We start from the raw sequence: 15,067 nt of genomic DNA, 5'->3' as shown, positions 1-15,067 counted from the left end.
TCGAAATGCCCATTGTGATTGAACTGGACGTTATGCTTGCCCGGCGCAAGGTCAAATCCAAAGACCTGGCAGCCGCCATCGGGATTACCGAACAGAACCTGTCGTTGCTCAAGCAAGGCAAGGTCAAGGGCATACGGCTGGGTACGCTGGATGCGATCTGTACCTACCTGGACTGCCAGCCTGGCGACCTGTTGGTGCACACGCCTGAACCTGCGGGCGAATAGGTTTAACCACTTAAGAACAAGAGGGGTCGTCCAATGCTGTTCTCCGACTTGCCGTACGTTGCGCCGCTGCTGTCGCTGGGGCTGCTTTGGACCGTCGCGGTGGTGACGCCGGGCCCGAACTTCTTCAATACCGCCCAACTGGCGGCGAGCTGTTCGCGTCGGCATGGCGTGGTGGCGTCTGCCGGAGTAGCCACGGGCACGGTGATCTGGGGGCTGGCGGGCGGTTTGGGCATCAAGTCGCTGTTCACTGCGGCGCCGATGCTCTATCTGGCATTCAAGATCATCGGTGGCTGCTACCTGATCTACCTGGGGCTGAAACTGTTCAAGCGTTCGGCGCCAACCGCGAGCCAGACCGTGTTGCCCGACGAACCCAAGCGCTCGCTGTTCTCCGCCTGGCGCTTCGGTCTGCTGGGCAACTTGTCCAACCCCAAGGCCGCGCTGTTCGTCGCCACGGCCTTCGCATCGACCATGCCGCCTTCACCGTCGCCGACATTGTTGGCCCTGGCGGTGATTACCATGGCCACCTTGTCGTTCAGTTGGTACACCAGCGTGGCCCTGGTGTTTTCCAGTGAGCGCATGGCCAACCTCTACAGCCGTTCACGCAAGTGGCTCGACCGGTTTGCCGGTGGGTGCTACCTGTTGTTCGGCGCACATCTGGTAGCGAATCGCTGACCGCTCATGGTAAGAAGCCTTACTTTCAACAGTGAGGCCGAGTCATGAGCAAGGTGCGGGTAGGTATTATTTTTGGTGGCCGTTCGGCCGAGCACGAGGTCTCGCTGCAGTCGGCGCGCAACATCGTCGATGCACTGGACCGCTCGCGCTTCGAGCCGGTTCTGATCGGCATCGACAAGGCCGGCCACTGGCACCTGAACGAAACCTCGAACTTCCTGATAAACCAGGAAAACCCGGCCCTGATCGCCCTCAACCAGTCCAACCGCGAACTGGCGGTGGTGCCGGGCAAGACCAGCCAGCAAGTGGTGGAAACCTCCGGGCAGAGCCTGCTGGAACACATCGATGTGATCTTCCCTATCGTCCACGGCACCCTTGGCGAAGACGGCTGCCTGCAAGGCCTGCTGCGCATGGCGGACCTGCCTTTCGTAGGCTCCGACGTGCTCGGCTCGGCGGTGTGCATGGACAAGGACATCAGCAAACGCCTGCTGCGCGATGCCGGTATTGCCGTTACTCCGTTCATCACCCTGACGCGTCGCAACGCGGCGCGCAGCGCTTTTGATACAGCAGTGAACAAGCTTGGCTTGCCGATGTTCGTCAAACCCGCCAACGAGGGCTCCTCGGTGGGCGTGAGTAAAGTCAGCAACGAGGCCGAGTACCATGCCGCGGTCGAACTGGCCTTGGGCTTTGATGAAAAAGTGCTGGTGGAGTCCGCTGTCCGGGGGCGTGAAATTGAATGCGCCGTGTTGGGCAACGAAAACCCTGTCGCCAGCGGCTGCGGCGAGATCGTGGTGGGCAGCGGTTTCTATTCCTACGACAGTAAATACATCGACGCCCAGGCCGCCCAAGTGGTGGTGCCGGCTGATATCAGCCTTGAGGCCAGTGAGCGTATTCGCCAACTTGCCATTGAAGCGTTTGAGGTTTTGGGCTGCGCCGGGTTGGCGCGAGTCGACGTGTTCCTCACCGACGACGGCGAAGTGCTGATCAACGAAATCAACTCACTGCCCGGCTTCACCCGCATCAGCATGTACCCCAATCTGTGGCAGGCGGCGGGCATGAGTTACAGCGAATTGGTAAGCCGCTTGATTGAGCTGGCGCTGGAGCGACATGCGGGGCGCAAGGGGCTGAAGATCAGCCGCTGATTGTTGTGGCGAGCTATCTTTTGTGGCGAGCGGGCTTGCCCCGCGTTGGGCTGCGAAGCAGCCCCGTCAGGCTCACCGCATTGTGTCAGACAGAAATGAGTTGGGTGGTTTTGGGGCTGCTTCGCAGCCCAACGCGGGGCAAGCCCGCTCGCCACAACAAGCCCGCTCGCCACGACGAGCTTGCTCCTCAGGTTTTGCGGGCGATCCACGAATAGATCAGCGTCTTTGGCTCTTCAGGGTGGTGGGTTCTCCTGCGGTAGCTGGCGAAGGTCGGTGATGTGCAATACGTGCACACCTCGCTGACGTCGATCTGCTCACGCTTAAGGCCCGCCGCCTGCAACAGCATCACCCCGTAACCACTCAAGTCAAACCACGCACTTCCCGCTTGCCGCGCGTGGGGCGGTGCAATCTGCGGTGACAGCCGTGGCGTCGGTTGCTCGAAGTGCCATGGCGCCTGAGCGTCACGCCATACGTGCCCCTGATCCGCCTGAAATTGCGCGATAAACTCGGCGCTCACTTCATAACAACACGGCTTGATCGACGGCCCGATAGCCACTCGCAACTGGTCAACGGCAATGCCCTCGGCAGCCAATTGTTTCACCGCATTGGCGATGATTCCCCCTTGCAGGCCCTTCCAGCCGCCATGCACGGCGGCGACCCGTTCACCACTGTGTGCGGCGATCAGAATGGGCAGGCAATCAGCGGTGATCACGGCGATTGGCTGAGGCGCGCGCGTGAACACGCCGTCTGCCTCAATGGTGTTGCTCACCTGCTGCGCCTGCCATTCAATCACCGAAGCACTGTGCACCTGCTTGCAGATGAACACCTCGTGCGGCCGCAATGGATCATTGATCGAACAAAAACCGTGGTCGACGCCGGGGATGGCGCCGAGGTTGTTTGCCTGTTGCAAGGGGCTCTCTCCGCTCAATAAAGTCAGTCGCCGACCGCTTCGCCTTCGCGCCGAGGGTCGGCGCCGCCGCTCAGCGACGCCTTACCCTGGGCGTCCCGCGTGCGCACGATGGCCTGGATGCCGCTGGTCATATCAATCTCGCTCAGTGCATGGCCTTTGTCCCTCAGCACCTGCTTCAACTCGGGGCTGAACATCCCAGCCTCAAGCTCGGTGGCGCCGTTACGGCTACCAAAGTTGGGCAAGCTGATGGCCGCTTGCGGGTCGAGGTTCCAGTCGAGCATCGCCACCAGGGATTTGCTCACGTACTCGATGATCTGCGAACCGCCTGGCGATCCGACGGTGGCCAGCAACTCGCCGCTCTTGCGATCGAACACCAGCGTCGGCGCCATGGCCGAGCGCGGACGTTTGCCCGGCTCGACGCGGTTGGCCACCGGCTGGCCGTTTTCTGCGGGGATGAACGAGAAGTCAGTCATCTGGTTGTTCAGCAAAAAGCCCTGAACCATCACGTGCGAACCAAACGCCGCTTCCACCGTGGTGGTCATCGACACGGCGCCGCCCAGGTCATCCACCGCCACCACCTGCGAGGTCGAAATGCGCAACGGCGAGCGGTCCGGCGCGTACGCCACCTGGATGCCCGCAGGCGTGCCCGGCTTGGCGATGCCCATGCTACGGTCGCCGATCAGTGTGGCGCGTTTGGCCAGGTAGTCCGGGGCGACCAGGCCTGCGGTCGGCACCGGCACGAAATCGGCGTCGGCCACGTACAAACCACGGTCGGCGAAGGCCAGGCGACCGGCTTCGGCGAGCAGGTGCACGGCTTCAGGTGTGGGCTCAAGGCCGGCAGGCGATGTGCTTTTCACCGGCTTCATCGGTGCGATGGCCAAGCGCGGGTCGCGGGTTTCCAACGCCTGCAACGTACCGAGGATCTGCGCGACAGCAATCCCGCCCGACGACGGCGGTGGCATGCCGCACACCTGATAGCGCTTGTAGTCGGTGCACAGTGGCGTGCGCTCCTTGGCGGTGTAGCCCTTGAGGTCCGCCTGCGACAGGCTGCCCGCGTTGCGGTTGCCCTGGACCTTGCGCGCGATCTCATCGGCAATCGGCCCCTGGTACAACGCATCCGGCCCTTCCTTGGCGATGCGCTTGAACACGCTGGCCAGCGCCGGGTTTTTCAACAGCGTGCCGGCAGCTTTAGGTGTGCCGTCGGCATTCAGAAAATACGCCGCCATCTCGGGCGATTGCGCGATGTAACGGTCGGCAGCGATCAGCGCGTGCAGGCGCGGGGAAATCGCGAAGCCTTGCTCGGACAGGCGAATCGCCGGTTCAAACAGCTTGGCCCATTGCAGGTGGCCGGTCTTTTTGTGTGCCATCTCCAGCGCGCGCAACACGCCTGGCGTGCCAACCGAACGCCCACCAATCTGCGCCTCGGCAAAGGCCATCGGCGTGCCGTCCGCTTTAAGGAACAAGCGTTCGGTGGCGCCCGCGGGCGCCGTTTCGCGGCCGTCATATGCGTGCACGTTTTTGCCATCCCACAGCATGATGAACGCGCCGCCGCCGATGCCGGATGATTGCGGCTCCACCAGGGTCAACACGGCCTGCATCGCAATCGCGGCATCAATGGCCGAGCCACCCTGGCGCAGCATTTCGCGCCCGGCTTCGGCAGCCAGCGGGTTGGCGGCGGCGGCCATATGGCGTTCGGCGTGGCGGGTGGTGAGGTCGGTGCGATAACCCGAACCCAGCTCCGGCGCGGGCGGTTGTTCATTGACGGCGGTATGGCAGCCAGCCAGGGCGAGGGCGGCGGCAATCATTGACAGTTGACGGCGGGAAATCGAAAACACGCGCTGAACTCCGTTCATTTTGAGAATGATCTGTTGTCCTTGGGTTACGGCTTTTTACAGGTATATCGTGCCTTGCAGGTACAGCACCGCGTGGCCGGAGATAATCACGCGGTCATCCTTGAGTTCGCAACGCAGTTGCCCACGGCGCTTGCCGCCCTGTTCAGCAGTCAACTGCGACTTGCCCAAACGCTCGGCCCAGAAGGGCGCCAGCGAGGTGTGCGCGGAACCGGTGACCGGGTCTTCATTGACGCCCACGTTGGGGCCGAACCAACGGGATACAAAATCAAACCGCGTGCTTTTGGCCGTCACCGCAATCCCGCGTTTGGGCAGGCCCTTGAGCCGCGCGAAGTCCGGCGTCAGGGCGGCGACTTGAGCTTCGTCTTCGACCAGCACGAGGTAGTCGTCGGTGGCAAACACCTGGGCATGCTCAATCCCCAATGCGCTCAACATGCCGCTTGGCGGCTCGCAGCGTTGGGGCTGTTTGGCCGGGAAATCCATCGCCAGTTCGTCGCCATTGCGCGTCACGCGAAGCTCGCCGCTGCGGGTGGCAAAACGCAATACGTCGGGTGCATCCGCCAATTGGTGAATCAACACCCAGGCTGCGGCCAGCGTGGCATGGCCACACAGGTCCACTTCGACCGCCGGGGTGAACCAGCGCAACTCGTAGAAATCGCCACGGGGTACGAAGTAGGCGGTTTCGGAGAGGTTGTTTTCAGCCGCGATGTTCTGCAGTTGTTCGTCGGGCAGCCACTCGGTGAGCGGACAGACTGCCGCCGGGTTGCCGCCAAAGGGGTGTTGGCTGAAAGCATCGACTTGATAGATATCCAGTTTCATCGAGGGCACTCCGAGTAGGGAGGCTGGACACTAACAGTGGGTCTTTAAGGCGTCAAAATACAGATACGGAGTTTTTTTGAGCGCATGCTTCTTGCTCATCCCAGGCGCAACACCATCGCCCCGGCGGCAATCACGCACGCGGCCACGATGCGCACGCGCGTCAGACGCTCTTTGAGCACCCAGGCCGAGATCACCACGCCAAACAGGATCGACGTTTCGCGCAGGGCCGAAACGGTCGCGATGGGGGCTGCGGTCATGGCCCACAGCGCCAGGCCATACGAGGCGATCGTGCCCACGCCGCCGACGACGCCCAAGCGCCAGTTACGCGCGAGGTAATCACAGAACAGCGCGCGCCGGGAAGCTAACGCCCACGTCGCCAGCGGGACGCCGGTCAGCAGGAAAATCCACAGCGTGTAGGCCACTGGCGCGCCGGATTTGCGCACGCCCAAGCCATCGATAAGGGTGTAGCCGGCGATCACGCCGGCGTTGATCAGGGCCAGCACCAGGCCTTTTCTTTGCCCTGAAGAAGGCGCCAGGGCCATGCTCAAAATGCCCAGTGAGATCACCGCAATGCCAAGCCAGGCGGATGTCGACAGTGGCTCGGCCAACACAAACACGCTCACCGTCGCGACCAGCAGCGGCGCTGTGCCGCGCATGATCGGGTAGGTCTGGCTCATGTCGGCAATGCGGTAAGTCGAGGCCACCAGCACGAAATACAGCACTTGGAGAATCACCGACGCGCCGATGAACGGCCAGCTCTCTCTTGCCGGCAGCACCAGAAACGGGGTGGCGGCCAACGCGATCAACGAGGCGACGGAGGCGATCATGCAGGTGGTCAACAGCTTGTCGGCGCCGCCTTTGACCACGGCGTTCCAGGTGGCGTGGAGCGCGGCGCCCAAGAGGATGATGGCGAATACGCTGAGGCTCATCAGTTGCTCTGCGCATGGTTGATCAGTGACGTCAGCACGTGGTCCGCCCACACGCCGTTAATCTTGAGATAAGCCCGCGCTTGACCCTCGCGCTCAAACCCCAGCCGTTCCAGCAGGCGTGCACTGCGTGCATTTTCGGGGCGGTAGTTGGCCATGATTCGATGCAGTTTCATGGCATCGAACACATAGGCAATCGCAGCCTTCAGCGCTTCGTGCATCAGGCCCTGGCCCTGAGCCGATTCGTCCAGCGCGTAGCCCAGGTGGCAGGCTTGAAATGCACCGCGCACGATATTGGTGAAATTGCACGCGCCGATGATCTGACCGTCGCGCCGTATCAGCAGGTGCAGCGCTTCGCCGCTGGCGATTTTCTCGGCCATGGTTTCGAGGCGTTGGGTGATGGCATCGAGTGCAAAGAAGTCATCGTCGCGCGTGGGCTCCCAGGGTCGCAGGTAAGCGCGGTTTTGCAGCAGATAGGTGTGCAGGGCCTGAGCGTGAGACGGCTGGGCGGCTTGCAGTATCAGCCGTTCGGTGGCAATGCCGTGGGTGGGGAAGTGCGGGTTCACGTATCGCCTCCTTGTGGTTGGGGGCGAGTATGCCTGAGGGCTTTTGTTCAGGCATAAAAAAACGGCCTACCTTTCGGTAAGCCGTTTTTAGTACTTGGTGGCTACACAGTCATTTGAACAGGAGTCCTAAGATTTTGTATTTATAATATTTTCTGAATACTAAATCATTAAGGCATACACATAGGCATACACACTGACGGACTTTCAACGGCTACTGCCCTGATATCTGTGCTTGGCATCGCGTCGTTCATCTCAACAAAACGATGTTCCAGACTGAATCGCGGCGGGTTTCGTATGTACCTCTTTGCCTTAAAATGAGGCCAATTAGGAGGTGCCATGAGCAACCCGCGTTACCCAGAAGAATTCAAAATCCAATTGGTCAATCGAGTAACCGAAAAGAAGCTGCCTGTCGCTGATGTGATGGCCCGCCTTGGCGTGTCGACGCATAGCCTCTATGCCTGGATAAAACGCTACAGCAAACCTTTAGAAGAACGATAGCAAGACGATCATTACCCCTCTGAACTGCGTCGTCTGCGAGCGGAATTCAAGCGCGTTATTGAATAGCGATACATATTAAAAAGGTCGCCGCGTACTTCGCCAAGGAGCACGGCTGAAGTACGCCTTTATGAAGCAGTGCGCAGGCGACTGTTCGATTTGACGGCTTTGCCTGGCGCTGAAAGTCCATCCCAGCGGTTATTACGCCTGGCTTTCTGAGCCGCAATCTGTACGCCCCCAAGACGACCGACGACTGCTGGGTTTGATCAAGCATTCCTGGCTGGAGAGCGGCGGCGTTTATGGCTATCGCAAAATCCATGACGATATGCGCGAGGTCGGTGAGGATTGTGATCGTCATCGTATGGCAAAGCTTATGCGTCTTGAAGGTCTGTATTCTCAGACAGGTTATCGACGCCGCCCAGGAAAGTACGGCGGTAATCGAGCGGTCGCCTCATCCAATCAGCTGACGCGCCAGTTAGTTGTCGTGGAACCCAACAAGGTTTGGATCACCGACACCACGTACTTACGTACGAATGAAGGCTGGTTGTATTTGGCGGTGGTGCTAGACCTGTTTTCTCGTCAGGTCGTTGGCTGGTCAACTAATTCGCAGATGACCAGTGATTTGCAACCCCCAGAATACGAATTTTACTGGTCGATGACGAGTTCGAGGCGCGCGAAACGCTTGCTGCCTGGCTAATGCAGCTTGGGCATGAGGTTGTCGCCGTCTACGATGCGACCGCCGCTCTAGAGGACTGAAGGACGATAAAACGCCATTCGCATTGATGACCAGTGACGTTGGCTTGAGCGGTTACATAGATGGATGCGAACTGCCCACAAGTGCCGAATGCTGTATTACCAACTACCAGCGTTGCTCATTACTGGATATGCCGGCCTTGACCTGGAACACCGGATACCAAACGATACCGCGGTGCTCGTTAAGCCATTCGACATGCACATCTTGATACCATCAATTTCCAACTGCCTGAACGGGAATCCATAGTTAAATCTGTATCGCGAGCAAGCACCCAATCGGTGCATGTTAATGGGCTTGCCAGAGGCTTCATGGCCAACGTGAAAGTGCCATAGATCAGCTATTGCCGCGTTATTGGGCTTCAGCCTGACCTACCCAGTCTATGTTTCTCCGCGCAGTTGCAAAACTATGTGGGGCTTGTTATCGCTCTCAATCATAGCGCGAATGCGTAACTTGATTGTCTCAATGGAAAAGCCCGCTGTTGGCGGGCACATGTCAAACAAGTCTGAAGTGTCGCACTACAATTGATCAGTCGCCCGGCTTGTGCTTGTGTGGTGGCAAGGTCGGGTGTTTTTTCTCGCTAGGCGGATCTACATGCCGTCTGCGATCATCCTGACCGTCCTCGCGCTTAGGTTTGGGTCCCGGTTTGATGTCAGTAAACATGACGTACTCCTGTGATGAATGGATAAGCGGGTTAAAGGTAGCTATCGTTATACAATCAGCGAATTGGATGTTGCCGTCTCGAAAAAAGTTGCTCCACCTGGGAATATGCGTGGAAGTGATTTTATGACGTGGTGACTGGCGTATCACCCACTGGGGCTGTCATAACGCTGCCGTTGGCTTTACGCCAACGGAAATGCTGGAAACAGGCAAGAAGTGAGGGCGTTGGTAATGGCAGCAGCTGGGCGCTAATTACACATCGGGCTGATCCAGGCCTCGCTGTATTGTTAAAGCGTTAATTGCCCACACACTTTGTTGATAGGGGGGCGTCGATAGACGCTTTACCAACGTAGCCACTCCAAACACGATGTAGCGATGGTTACTGAAAAAAAGGATTGATCCATAAAAAATACTGGCGGCAAGCGGCACCGTATGACGTTGCCACAAACTTGCCCAGGTACAGTTTTGAGTTCACCGCGGCTGATGAGGATACACGTCCCCGCGTGATCGATAACTCTCAAGCCATGGGTGTGCCGCGCCGGCATTTTTTTGTGTGGGACACCACCAACGATTCCCACAAGCCGGTGTACATAACCCTGACCAGGGACGGCGAAACGTTTGGACCAGCGGGTTGAATACACGCCGCGTGCCGTGAACGGCATGAAAAGGCAGGCCCTTATGTCAAATGCCAACCTTGGGACATGGGCGAGTCAAACCGCGGGATACCTGCTGGTAGTTACCACAGGCTTATTAATTCTTGGCGTCGCTCAGGAGCTAGTGATCGATACCTCCTTCTCGATGAATAAATGGGGCCTCAGGACGGTGTATACGCTTGCCAGCGAGCCAGCTAGGTATTGGGGCATGCGTGCTATCGCATAGCACGATTGCGCTGGTCCTAAGCGCCTCGGTGGCCGGTGTGTTCTGGCTGGTCAGGTTGAAATCCACGCTCACAGCGCCTGAGATAACCGCCATGCCTGAAACAGCACACATCAGACAGCAGCAAGAGATGAGCGAACTCATTCAAGAGACGGCCAACCTGCTGGATGAAGGCGCCGCAGACATGCCGTTAGCTTTTTTCGAAGCCTGCGAACATCTGCACCTGCGGGTCGCGCAGCTGATGCGTACGACTTTTCTGGCGGTGCAAAAAAAGCCAGCGGCCGGAGGATACACCAACCTACAAGGTGAAGTACTGACAGCCGTGTGAGGTTAAGCTTGGGGGGCACTCCGTGAGTATTGAATGCGGGCCAATCCCACCGCACTGGTACCTACCGTCACTGCCCAGGGAAGTGACCGTTGCCCGTATCACCCGTCATGCCCACAAGTGGCCCCAATCAAAAGGCTGGTTCAAATCAATGGATCCTACTCGGCCGCCTCGCATTTGAGGGTTGGAAAAATATCTACCCTTGATTTGGATCTTGAGGGCCACGCCGTTCCTCAATACCGTCGCGTCATACCCTGCCTGCCTATCCAACTCCAATTTGAGATTGAGAATGCGAGCGGCTTCATACTCTGCAACCTCACCTGTGACACCTAGCGGCTTGCCTGTGAGCTGATAATGACGCCGAGCAAAGGACTTTCGCGTCGCTCAGGATCGTGTAAACCTCATCGTTTACTTCTATGCTTTTTACCGGGATGGAGCCGGGCTTTCACCCTGCCCTGAAAGATGATTTGCGCGATCTAACCAAAATCGTGCCTTCTGAAAGTATCGATCAGCTTTCGTGACTCGGCCTGCTGCAAAGGCCTTGTTGCCATCTGCAAGCCAGTGGCTTGCCTTTATCTGCGCATCGAGTATACGGTCATCCAGCCGCACTTTAGGGGCTTTGGTAGGCATGGCTTTTTCAATCCACGATTCGACCCCAGCAGAACTGTGGTCTATAAATTAAAAATAGGTAACGTGCCACCATCGGCACACCTACTGAGAGGTTCCGCATGGCTAACAATGAAAAAACAAGTAAAGGTGTTGCGTCCAAGGCCAGCGAGCAACTGAAGGACAAGAAATCTACCGCTGATGAAAAATCAGTTGCAGGTTCGGCACTGACTCAAGCGCCGGATAAAAAGAAAAAGTAGATTGTACTTTAGGGCATATAGCCCTAACGCTTTCCTGCATTGCGTAACTCAGGCGAATGTTGTCAGGAGTCGGCTTATCACGAAGAAAATAAAGCTCGCGCGGTGTCTTGCAACGCTTGGGCTTGATAGTGCCGGCGAGCAGCACCTTTTGAAAACTGATCAGCCCTATGCACTCGGTTTTGAGGATCGAAAAACATTCCTCTCCTACGTACCTGGCCCCATGTTTTACGGCGGGGCTTAGGTGTACCTGGCGCGGTTTCAGATATCTGCTGCCCGGTACATCCGAGGCCAATAAGGCGACTCCACGCCCGCGCAGCGCACCATGCCAGATAGCGACAGAGGCTGGAACCGCTCACCGTCGAAGCGCCAGAACTGCTCGCTGCCACAGTCACCAAAGCCCCTAGCCCGGTTAAAACTCGACAGTTCTCCTGTGTCCGGATCGTAACCAACAGCGCCGTTTGGCTCATCGCCCAAGCCATGAGGAAAAACCTGCATTTCAAGAGGCTTGACCTGCTCAGGATGCTCACGCGGTGCTTGGTATAGCACATATGCGCAGTTGTAGGCTGCACACCAAGTCTGGATGATAACCAGCGCCTGTTCCTCGTTCAGAGCGTAAACGCTGGTCTCGACCTTGCTCATATCATCGACGTCTTGTTTCCAGGTATCAAGAGTCGCAGCGATCACCGCATCGCCGATACGCTTTTGTTCTGCTTCATCCGGCTGCCCAACAGGCTTGAACTCCGGCAGTACAGGTGCGGCCGGCGCCGACGGCACTTCACTGTCAGGCTTGGCACCTCGACGCATCAAAGCGCTCTGTGTGCCGACTCGCTCCTGCACTGCATCCATCAACAACAGTGCAGCACTGATTCCATCAAGCGAGGCTACCTGTTCGCCCTGTGTCGCAGCTACAGTCAGGCGATTGCCATTGCGTAACTCGTCGATCAGCGTCAATGCTACGGCGCCGGTGGCGTACCAATCCTCGCCTGATTCTGCATCGCCCTTCTGCAGTGCACTCCTTAACGGTTTGCCGTCCAGTTGGGGCTGGCCATTAACGTCCTGTTGGGTATAAAGAGCAACCCTTAGTTTGCCCTCAGGGCCGGCCTTGCGGGTAATGCGTACCGTCCACTGCGCAAGCTCCATGTCCTCAGACGCAGACACTGCTGTGCACTGACGTGTATTGTCACATCCCACCACCCAGTCCTTGATTTCACGATACAGCGGCACGTGCTCAGCTGCGTATGGCGAAGAGCTCACCCATGCGGCCGCCAGCCCTGCGGCAATTAATGCGGACTTCATACGAAGCCCATCTGACGCTGACGCAGCGCTGCCAGTTCCTGCTCAGCCCGGGCCACGTTCAAGTAGCTCTCCATCACGCCCAGGAGCTCGTCATCGCGCAGCGGTTTTCCGTTGACCCGATAGCCCACGGACATGATGCGTACCTTTGGCGTACCACGGCTGCGCGTGAACAGGGCCTTGGAGAACTCGAAGCTGACCTTGCGCTGGTGTGAGTTTTCGCCTGAGTCCGAGCCGAGTTCAAGTATCAGCGATTCCATCCAACGGCCGTTCTTGTAGCTCACACGCCCCACCTGCAGCAGGTCGATAGGCTGTTGGAGGTTGTGCACGCGCAGACAACGGTGATCCAGCGTCATGAACACAAACGTTCCTGAGTGGCGGTTGGCCCAGGTAGCGGCAACCAGTATGGCAACCCCGACCAGGCAGAAGATCAAGGCGCCCACGCCGCCCTTGTCACCCGGACGATGCACCCCACCCATGTCACGCAGCACCGCCCAGGCCAGCAGTGCCATCACCAACGCGGCGATGGGCAACACGTATTTGACACGAGGTGAGGAGGTAAACTCGGTCTTATCCGGCACCGAGTCGATGAAGGCTTGCAAGTTACCGGTGGCGTCTTCGGCTTCGGTGCGTGTGGCCTGGTTGTATTCGTCGGTCAGCGACGCAGCAAGGTCGGCAGCGCTGCCAGGTTGGTAGGGTGGTTTATTCATGGGTCAAGTCTCCGTGCTGCTCATGCGGTGTGCGCCGTGTCGGCGAGTAATTGGTTGAACCACTGGCTGTCAGCCTCGCTGGCCGGACGGGACGCCTGACGTAGCAAGTCGTCGTCCAGTGCCACCTTAAGGTTGTGTACGCGCTGCAAGGTGGGCGGATGGGTGTCGAAGGGGTGCTCGACACGGTGTTCGAGGGTGTGGGGGCTGACCGGCAACGCGTGCTGCCCCATGTGGCTGTTGAGCGCCTGCACAATGTTGCGGGTCTGCGGGCTGGCGAGCAGCAGGTCGATCAGCTCGGACAAGGCACACACCCGCAGCAAGGCGCAGGCGAATGTTCGGGCACCGGCCACCCTGGCGCCCACTTCGTCGGCGGCCAGTTCCTGCCGGCGGCTCCAGTGATGGAAGGCGTGATCGAATCGCTCAAGAAAGTACAGCGACACCCAGATGCCAGGGCCGGCCAGCAGGGTGTCACTGTCGTTGTCTTCGAGCATGGTGTGGATACGTGAATGCACGCTATGGAACAGCGACGACAGTTGCGAGCCCTTCTCCGTGTCGCCGGATGCGAAGTGCCCCAGCTCATGTCCCACCACAGCGCCTGCTTCGTCCTGGCTCATGGCCGAGGCGTAGGTGAGCGGGATATACAGCGTGCGCCCAAGCAGCGGCGCCTGCGCTGACTGCAGGAACACCTGGCTGCTGGTCACGAACCAGGAGCGATCAACGCCCACCACGATATGATCCGGCGAGGGTGCATTGGCCGTACGTGCAATGTCATCCACCCAACGCCACAGGCCCGGCGCATGCTCGCGTGACAATTCACGCCCCAGCAGCCCCAGCGCAGGTGCCTCCAGCGGTGCCAGCCGCTTGCGGATGCTGCGCAGCAACAGCACGCCACCTGCCAGCACGACCCACAGCGGCAGGGTGAACAGCAACGGCATGGCGCCGCCCCTGTCCCAGTTGCTGTAGGCCCAGACCATTTCGTAGAGCAGGCACAGGCTGATACCTGCCACTAGCAGCGCCACATCAAGGAAGATCAGTTGGGTGACCCGCTGCCAGGCCAGTGTCAGGTGCTGCAGCATGTAGTCTTGCGAACGAATAGAGCGCAGGGCGTCATACTTGAGCTTACCCAGCAGCGCCAGACCGGTCAGGGCGGCCGCCAGCGCACACAGCTCAGCCAGGTGCGCGAGTAACCCGCGTAACGTCAGCCAGCCGTGGTCCTGCACGATGCGGGCGATCTCCTGCTGCATGTGCGGCACGATGTACTCGGCCCCCACATACCCGCCGGTCAGGCTCTTGTGCACCGGCAAAAGATGCTCGGGGTCTTTTTCGGCGGCCACGATCCAGTCGCGCATTTGCTGCTCGTCGCTCAATGCCCAGTGCACGCGACCGTCTTGCAGCAGTGCGTAAAGCATCAGCCCCAACGGGACCAGAAACAGAAAGGCCAGCAGCCGCAACCTGCGTGATGAGGTAGACATGATCACTTCTGGTTCAGGTAGTCGGTGAGGAACGCTTGGGCATTGCCCTGTGACGATAGCCCTTCGCTGTAGCCCACGTTCAACTCCTGGCTTTCGTCAGGCAAGTACAGCTCGCCATAGCCATCTTGAAGGATCAGCGCCACGAACTTCTGGCCGTTGACCTCGGTGCTGTAGCGCGTGTCCTTGGCGGTCTTTTCCACTTTCATTTTCTGGATGCGCAGGTTCCAGTCATGGTCCACCCCTTCCACTTGCACCAGGGCCTCGTTGACAGGGCGGGCACCGATGCGCAGCGTCCATACCTTCATGCCTTGCTCACCTTGGTAAGCCATGACCTTGTCGGCCACTTCCGGGCGGGCGTCGTCGGCCAGGGTGAAAGCGGAAGTCAGCAGCAACGCGCCAACGGTGAGTGCGCGCGCGCAGGTGCTCAGGAACATGCCAGTGTCCTCGGTAATGAAATGAGTGCACCTGATAAGCCAGAGTCACCGAATCGTCAAGGTTGCTGACCGCCTCACA

General features: G+C 58.9%; 14 protein-coding genes and 1 pseudogene. 6 read left to right on the top strand and 9 right to left on the bottom strand.

The features are described 5' to 3' along the window. Positions 1-5: 5 nt before the first annotated feature. Genes L8K08_RS06135 through ddlA form a run of 3 tightly spaced genes read left to right on the top strand, consistent with a single transcriptional unit; the run spans position 6 to position 2,035 of the window. Positions 6-224, top strand: a complete 219-nt coding sequence (locus L8K08_RS06135; RefSeq protein WP_145165515.1) for a helix-turn-helix transcriptional regulator — start codon at positions 6-8, stop codon at positions 222-224. Positions 225-257: 33 nt separating this feature from the next. Beyond that, a complete protein-coding gene (locus L8K08_RS06130; protein WP_242194952.1) occupies positions 258-896 on the top strand; it encodes a LysE family transporter in 639 nt (212 codons plus the stop codon). Between the two features lie 44 nt (positions 897-940). After that, a complete protein-coding gene (gene ddlA / locus L8K08_RS06125; protein ID WP_242194949.1) occupies positions 941-2,035 on the top strand; it encodes a D-alanine--D-alanine ligase in 1,095 nt (364 codons plus the stop codon). A 187-nt stretch (positions 2,036-2,222) separates the two neighbouring features. Here ddlA and pgeF read toward each other — a convergent pair whose 3' ends face one another. From pgeF to L8K08_RS06100, 5 genes are all read right to left on the bottom strand, one after another. After that, entirely contained in the window at positions 2,223-2,945 is a 723-nt protein-coding gene (gene pgeF / locus L8K08_RS06120) for a peptidoglycan editing factor PgeF (RefSeq protein WP_242194946.1), read from the bottom strand. A gap of 23 nt (positions 2,946-2,968) precedes the next feature. Further along, positions 2,969-4,798, bottom strand: a complete 1,830-nt coding sequence (gene ggt, locus L8K08_RS06115) for a gamma-glutamyltransferase (RefSeq protein WP_242194943.1) — start codon at positions 4,796-4,798, stop codon at positions 2,969-2,971. 36 nt (positions 4,799-4,834) lie between these two features. Next, the gene (locus L8K08_RS06110) at positions 4,835-5,614 is read right to left on the bottom strand and encodes a PhzF family phenazine biosynthesis protein (protein WP_242194940.1); all 780 of its coding nucleotides are present in this window, start codon (positions 5,612-5,614) and stop codon (positions 4,835-4,837) included. Between the two features lie 95 nt (positions 5,615-5,709). Continuing rightward, positions 5,710-6,543 (bottom strand): EamA family transporter, encoded by an 834-nt coding sequence (locus tag L8K08_RS06105; RefSeq protein WP_242194937.1) that lies wholly within the window; start codon positions 6,541-6,543, stop codon positions 5,710-5,712. Beyond that, a complete protein-coding gene (locus L8K08_RS06100; protein ID WP_242194934.1) occupies positions 6,543-7,106 on the bottom strand; it encodes a GNAT family N-acetyltransferase in 564 nt (187 codons plus the stop codon). Before L8K08_RS06100 ends, L8K08_RS06105 begins: the two co-directional genes overlap by 1 nt. A gap of 336 nt (positions 7,107-7,442) precedes the next feature. Between L8K08_RS06100 and L8K08_RS06095 the strand changes: the two are divergent. From L8K08_RS06095 to L8K08_RS06085, 3 genes and pseudogenes are all read left to right on the top strand, one after another. Continuing rightward, positions 7,443-8,226, top strand: a pseudogene (locus tag L8K08_RS06095) (IS3 family transposase); the annotation flags it as partial. Between the two features lie 1,702 nt (positions 8,227-9,928). Continuing rightward, positions 9,929-10,216 carry a hypothetical protein gene (locus L8K08_RS06090; RefSeq protein WP_242194930.1) on the top strand — a complete coding sequence of 96 codons (288 nt, stop codon included), beginning with the start codon at positions 9,929-9,931 and terminating at the stop codon, positions 10,214-10,216. A 725-nt stretch (positions 10,217-10,941) separates the two neighbouring features. Next, on the top strand, positions 10,942-11,079 hold the full coding sequence (locus L8K08_RS06085; protein ID WP_175413286.1) for a hypothetical protein: 138 nt from the start codon (positions 10,942-10,944) through the stop codon (positions 11,077-11,079). A 258-nt stretch (positions 11,080-11,337) separates the two neighbouring features. On the opposite strand, the gene L8K08_RS06080 is transcribed toward L8K08_RS06085, so the two are convergent. From L8K08_RS06080 to L8K08_RS06065, 4 genes are read right to left on the bottom strand one after another with little or no spacing between them, the layout of a single operon-like run. Then, positions 11,338-12,375 (bottom strand): DUF1176 domain-containing protein, encoded by a 1,038-nt coding sequence (locus L8K08_RS06080; protein WP_065951375.1) that lies wholly within the window; start codon positions 12,373-12,375, stop codon positions 11,338-11,340. Continuing rightward, entirely contained in the window at positions 12,372-13,082 is a 711-nt protein-coding gene (locus L8K08_RS06075; protein WP_065951376.1) for a hypothetical protein, read from the bottom strand. The genes L8K08_RS06080 and L8K08_RS06075 overlap by 4 nt, the downstream gene beginning before the upstream one ends. Before the next feature lie 20 nt (positions 13,083-13,102). Then, complete coding sequence (locus L8K08_RS06070) at positions 13,103-14,554, bottom strand: M48 family metallopeptidase (RefSeq protein WP_065951377.1); 1,452 nt, start codon at positions 14,552-14,554, stop codon at positions 13,103-13,105. Between the two features lie 2 nt (positions 14,555-14,556). Then, entirely contained in the window at positions 14,557-14,982 is a 426-nt protein-coding gene (locus L8K08_RS06065; protein ID WP_242195088.1) for a hypothetical protein, read from the bottom strand. Between the last annotated feature and the right edge of the window lie 85 nt (positions 14,983-15,067).

Source organism: Pseudomonas sp. TREG-RG-20F-10-E-6-01, assembly GCF_022662455.1.
Lineage (GTDB): Bacteria > Pseudomonadota > Gammaproteobacteria > Pseudomonadales > Pseudomonadaceae > Aquipseudomonas.
This window is presented reverse-complemented; position numbering and strand designations above follow the sequence as displayed.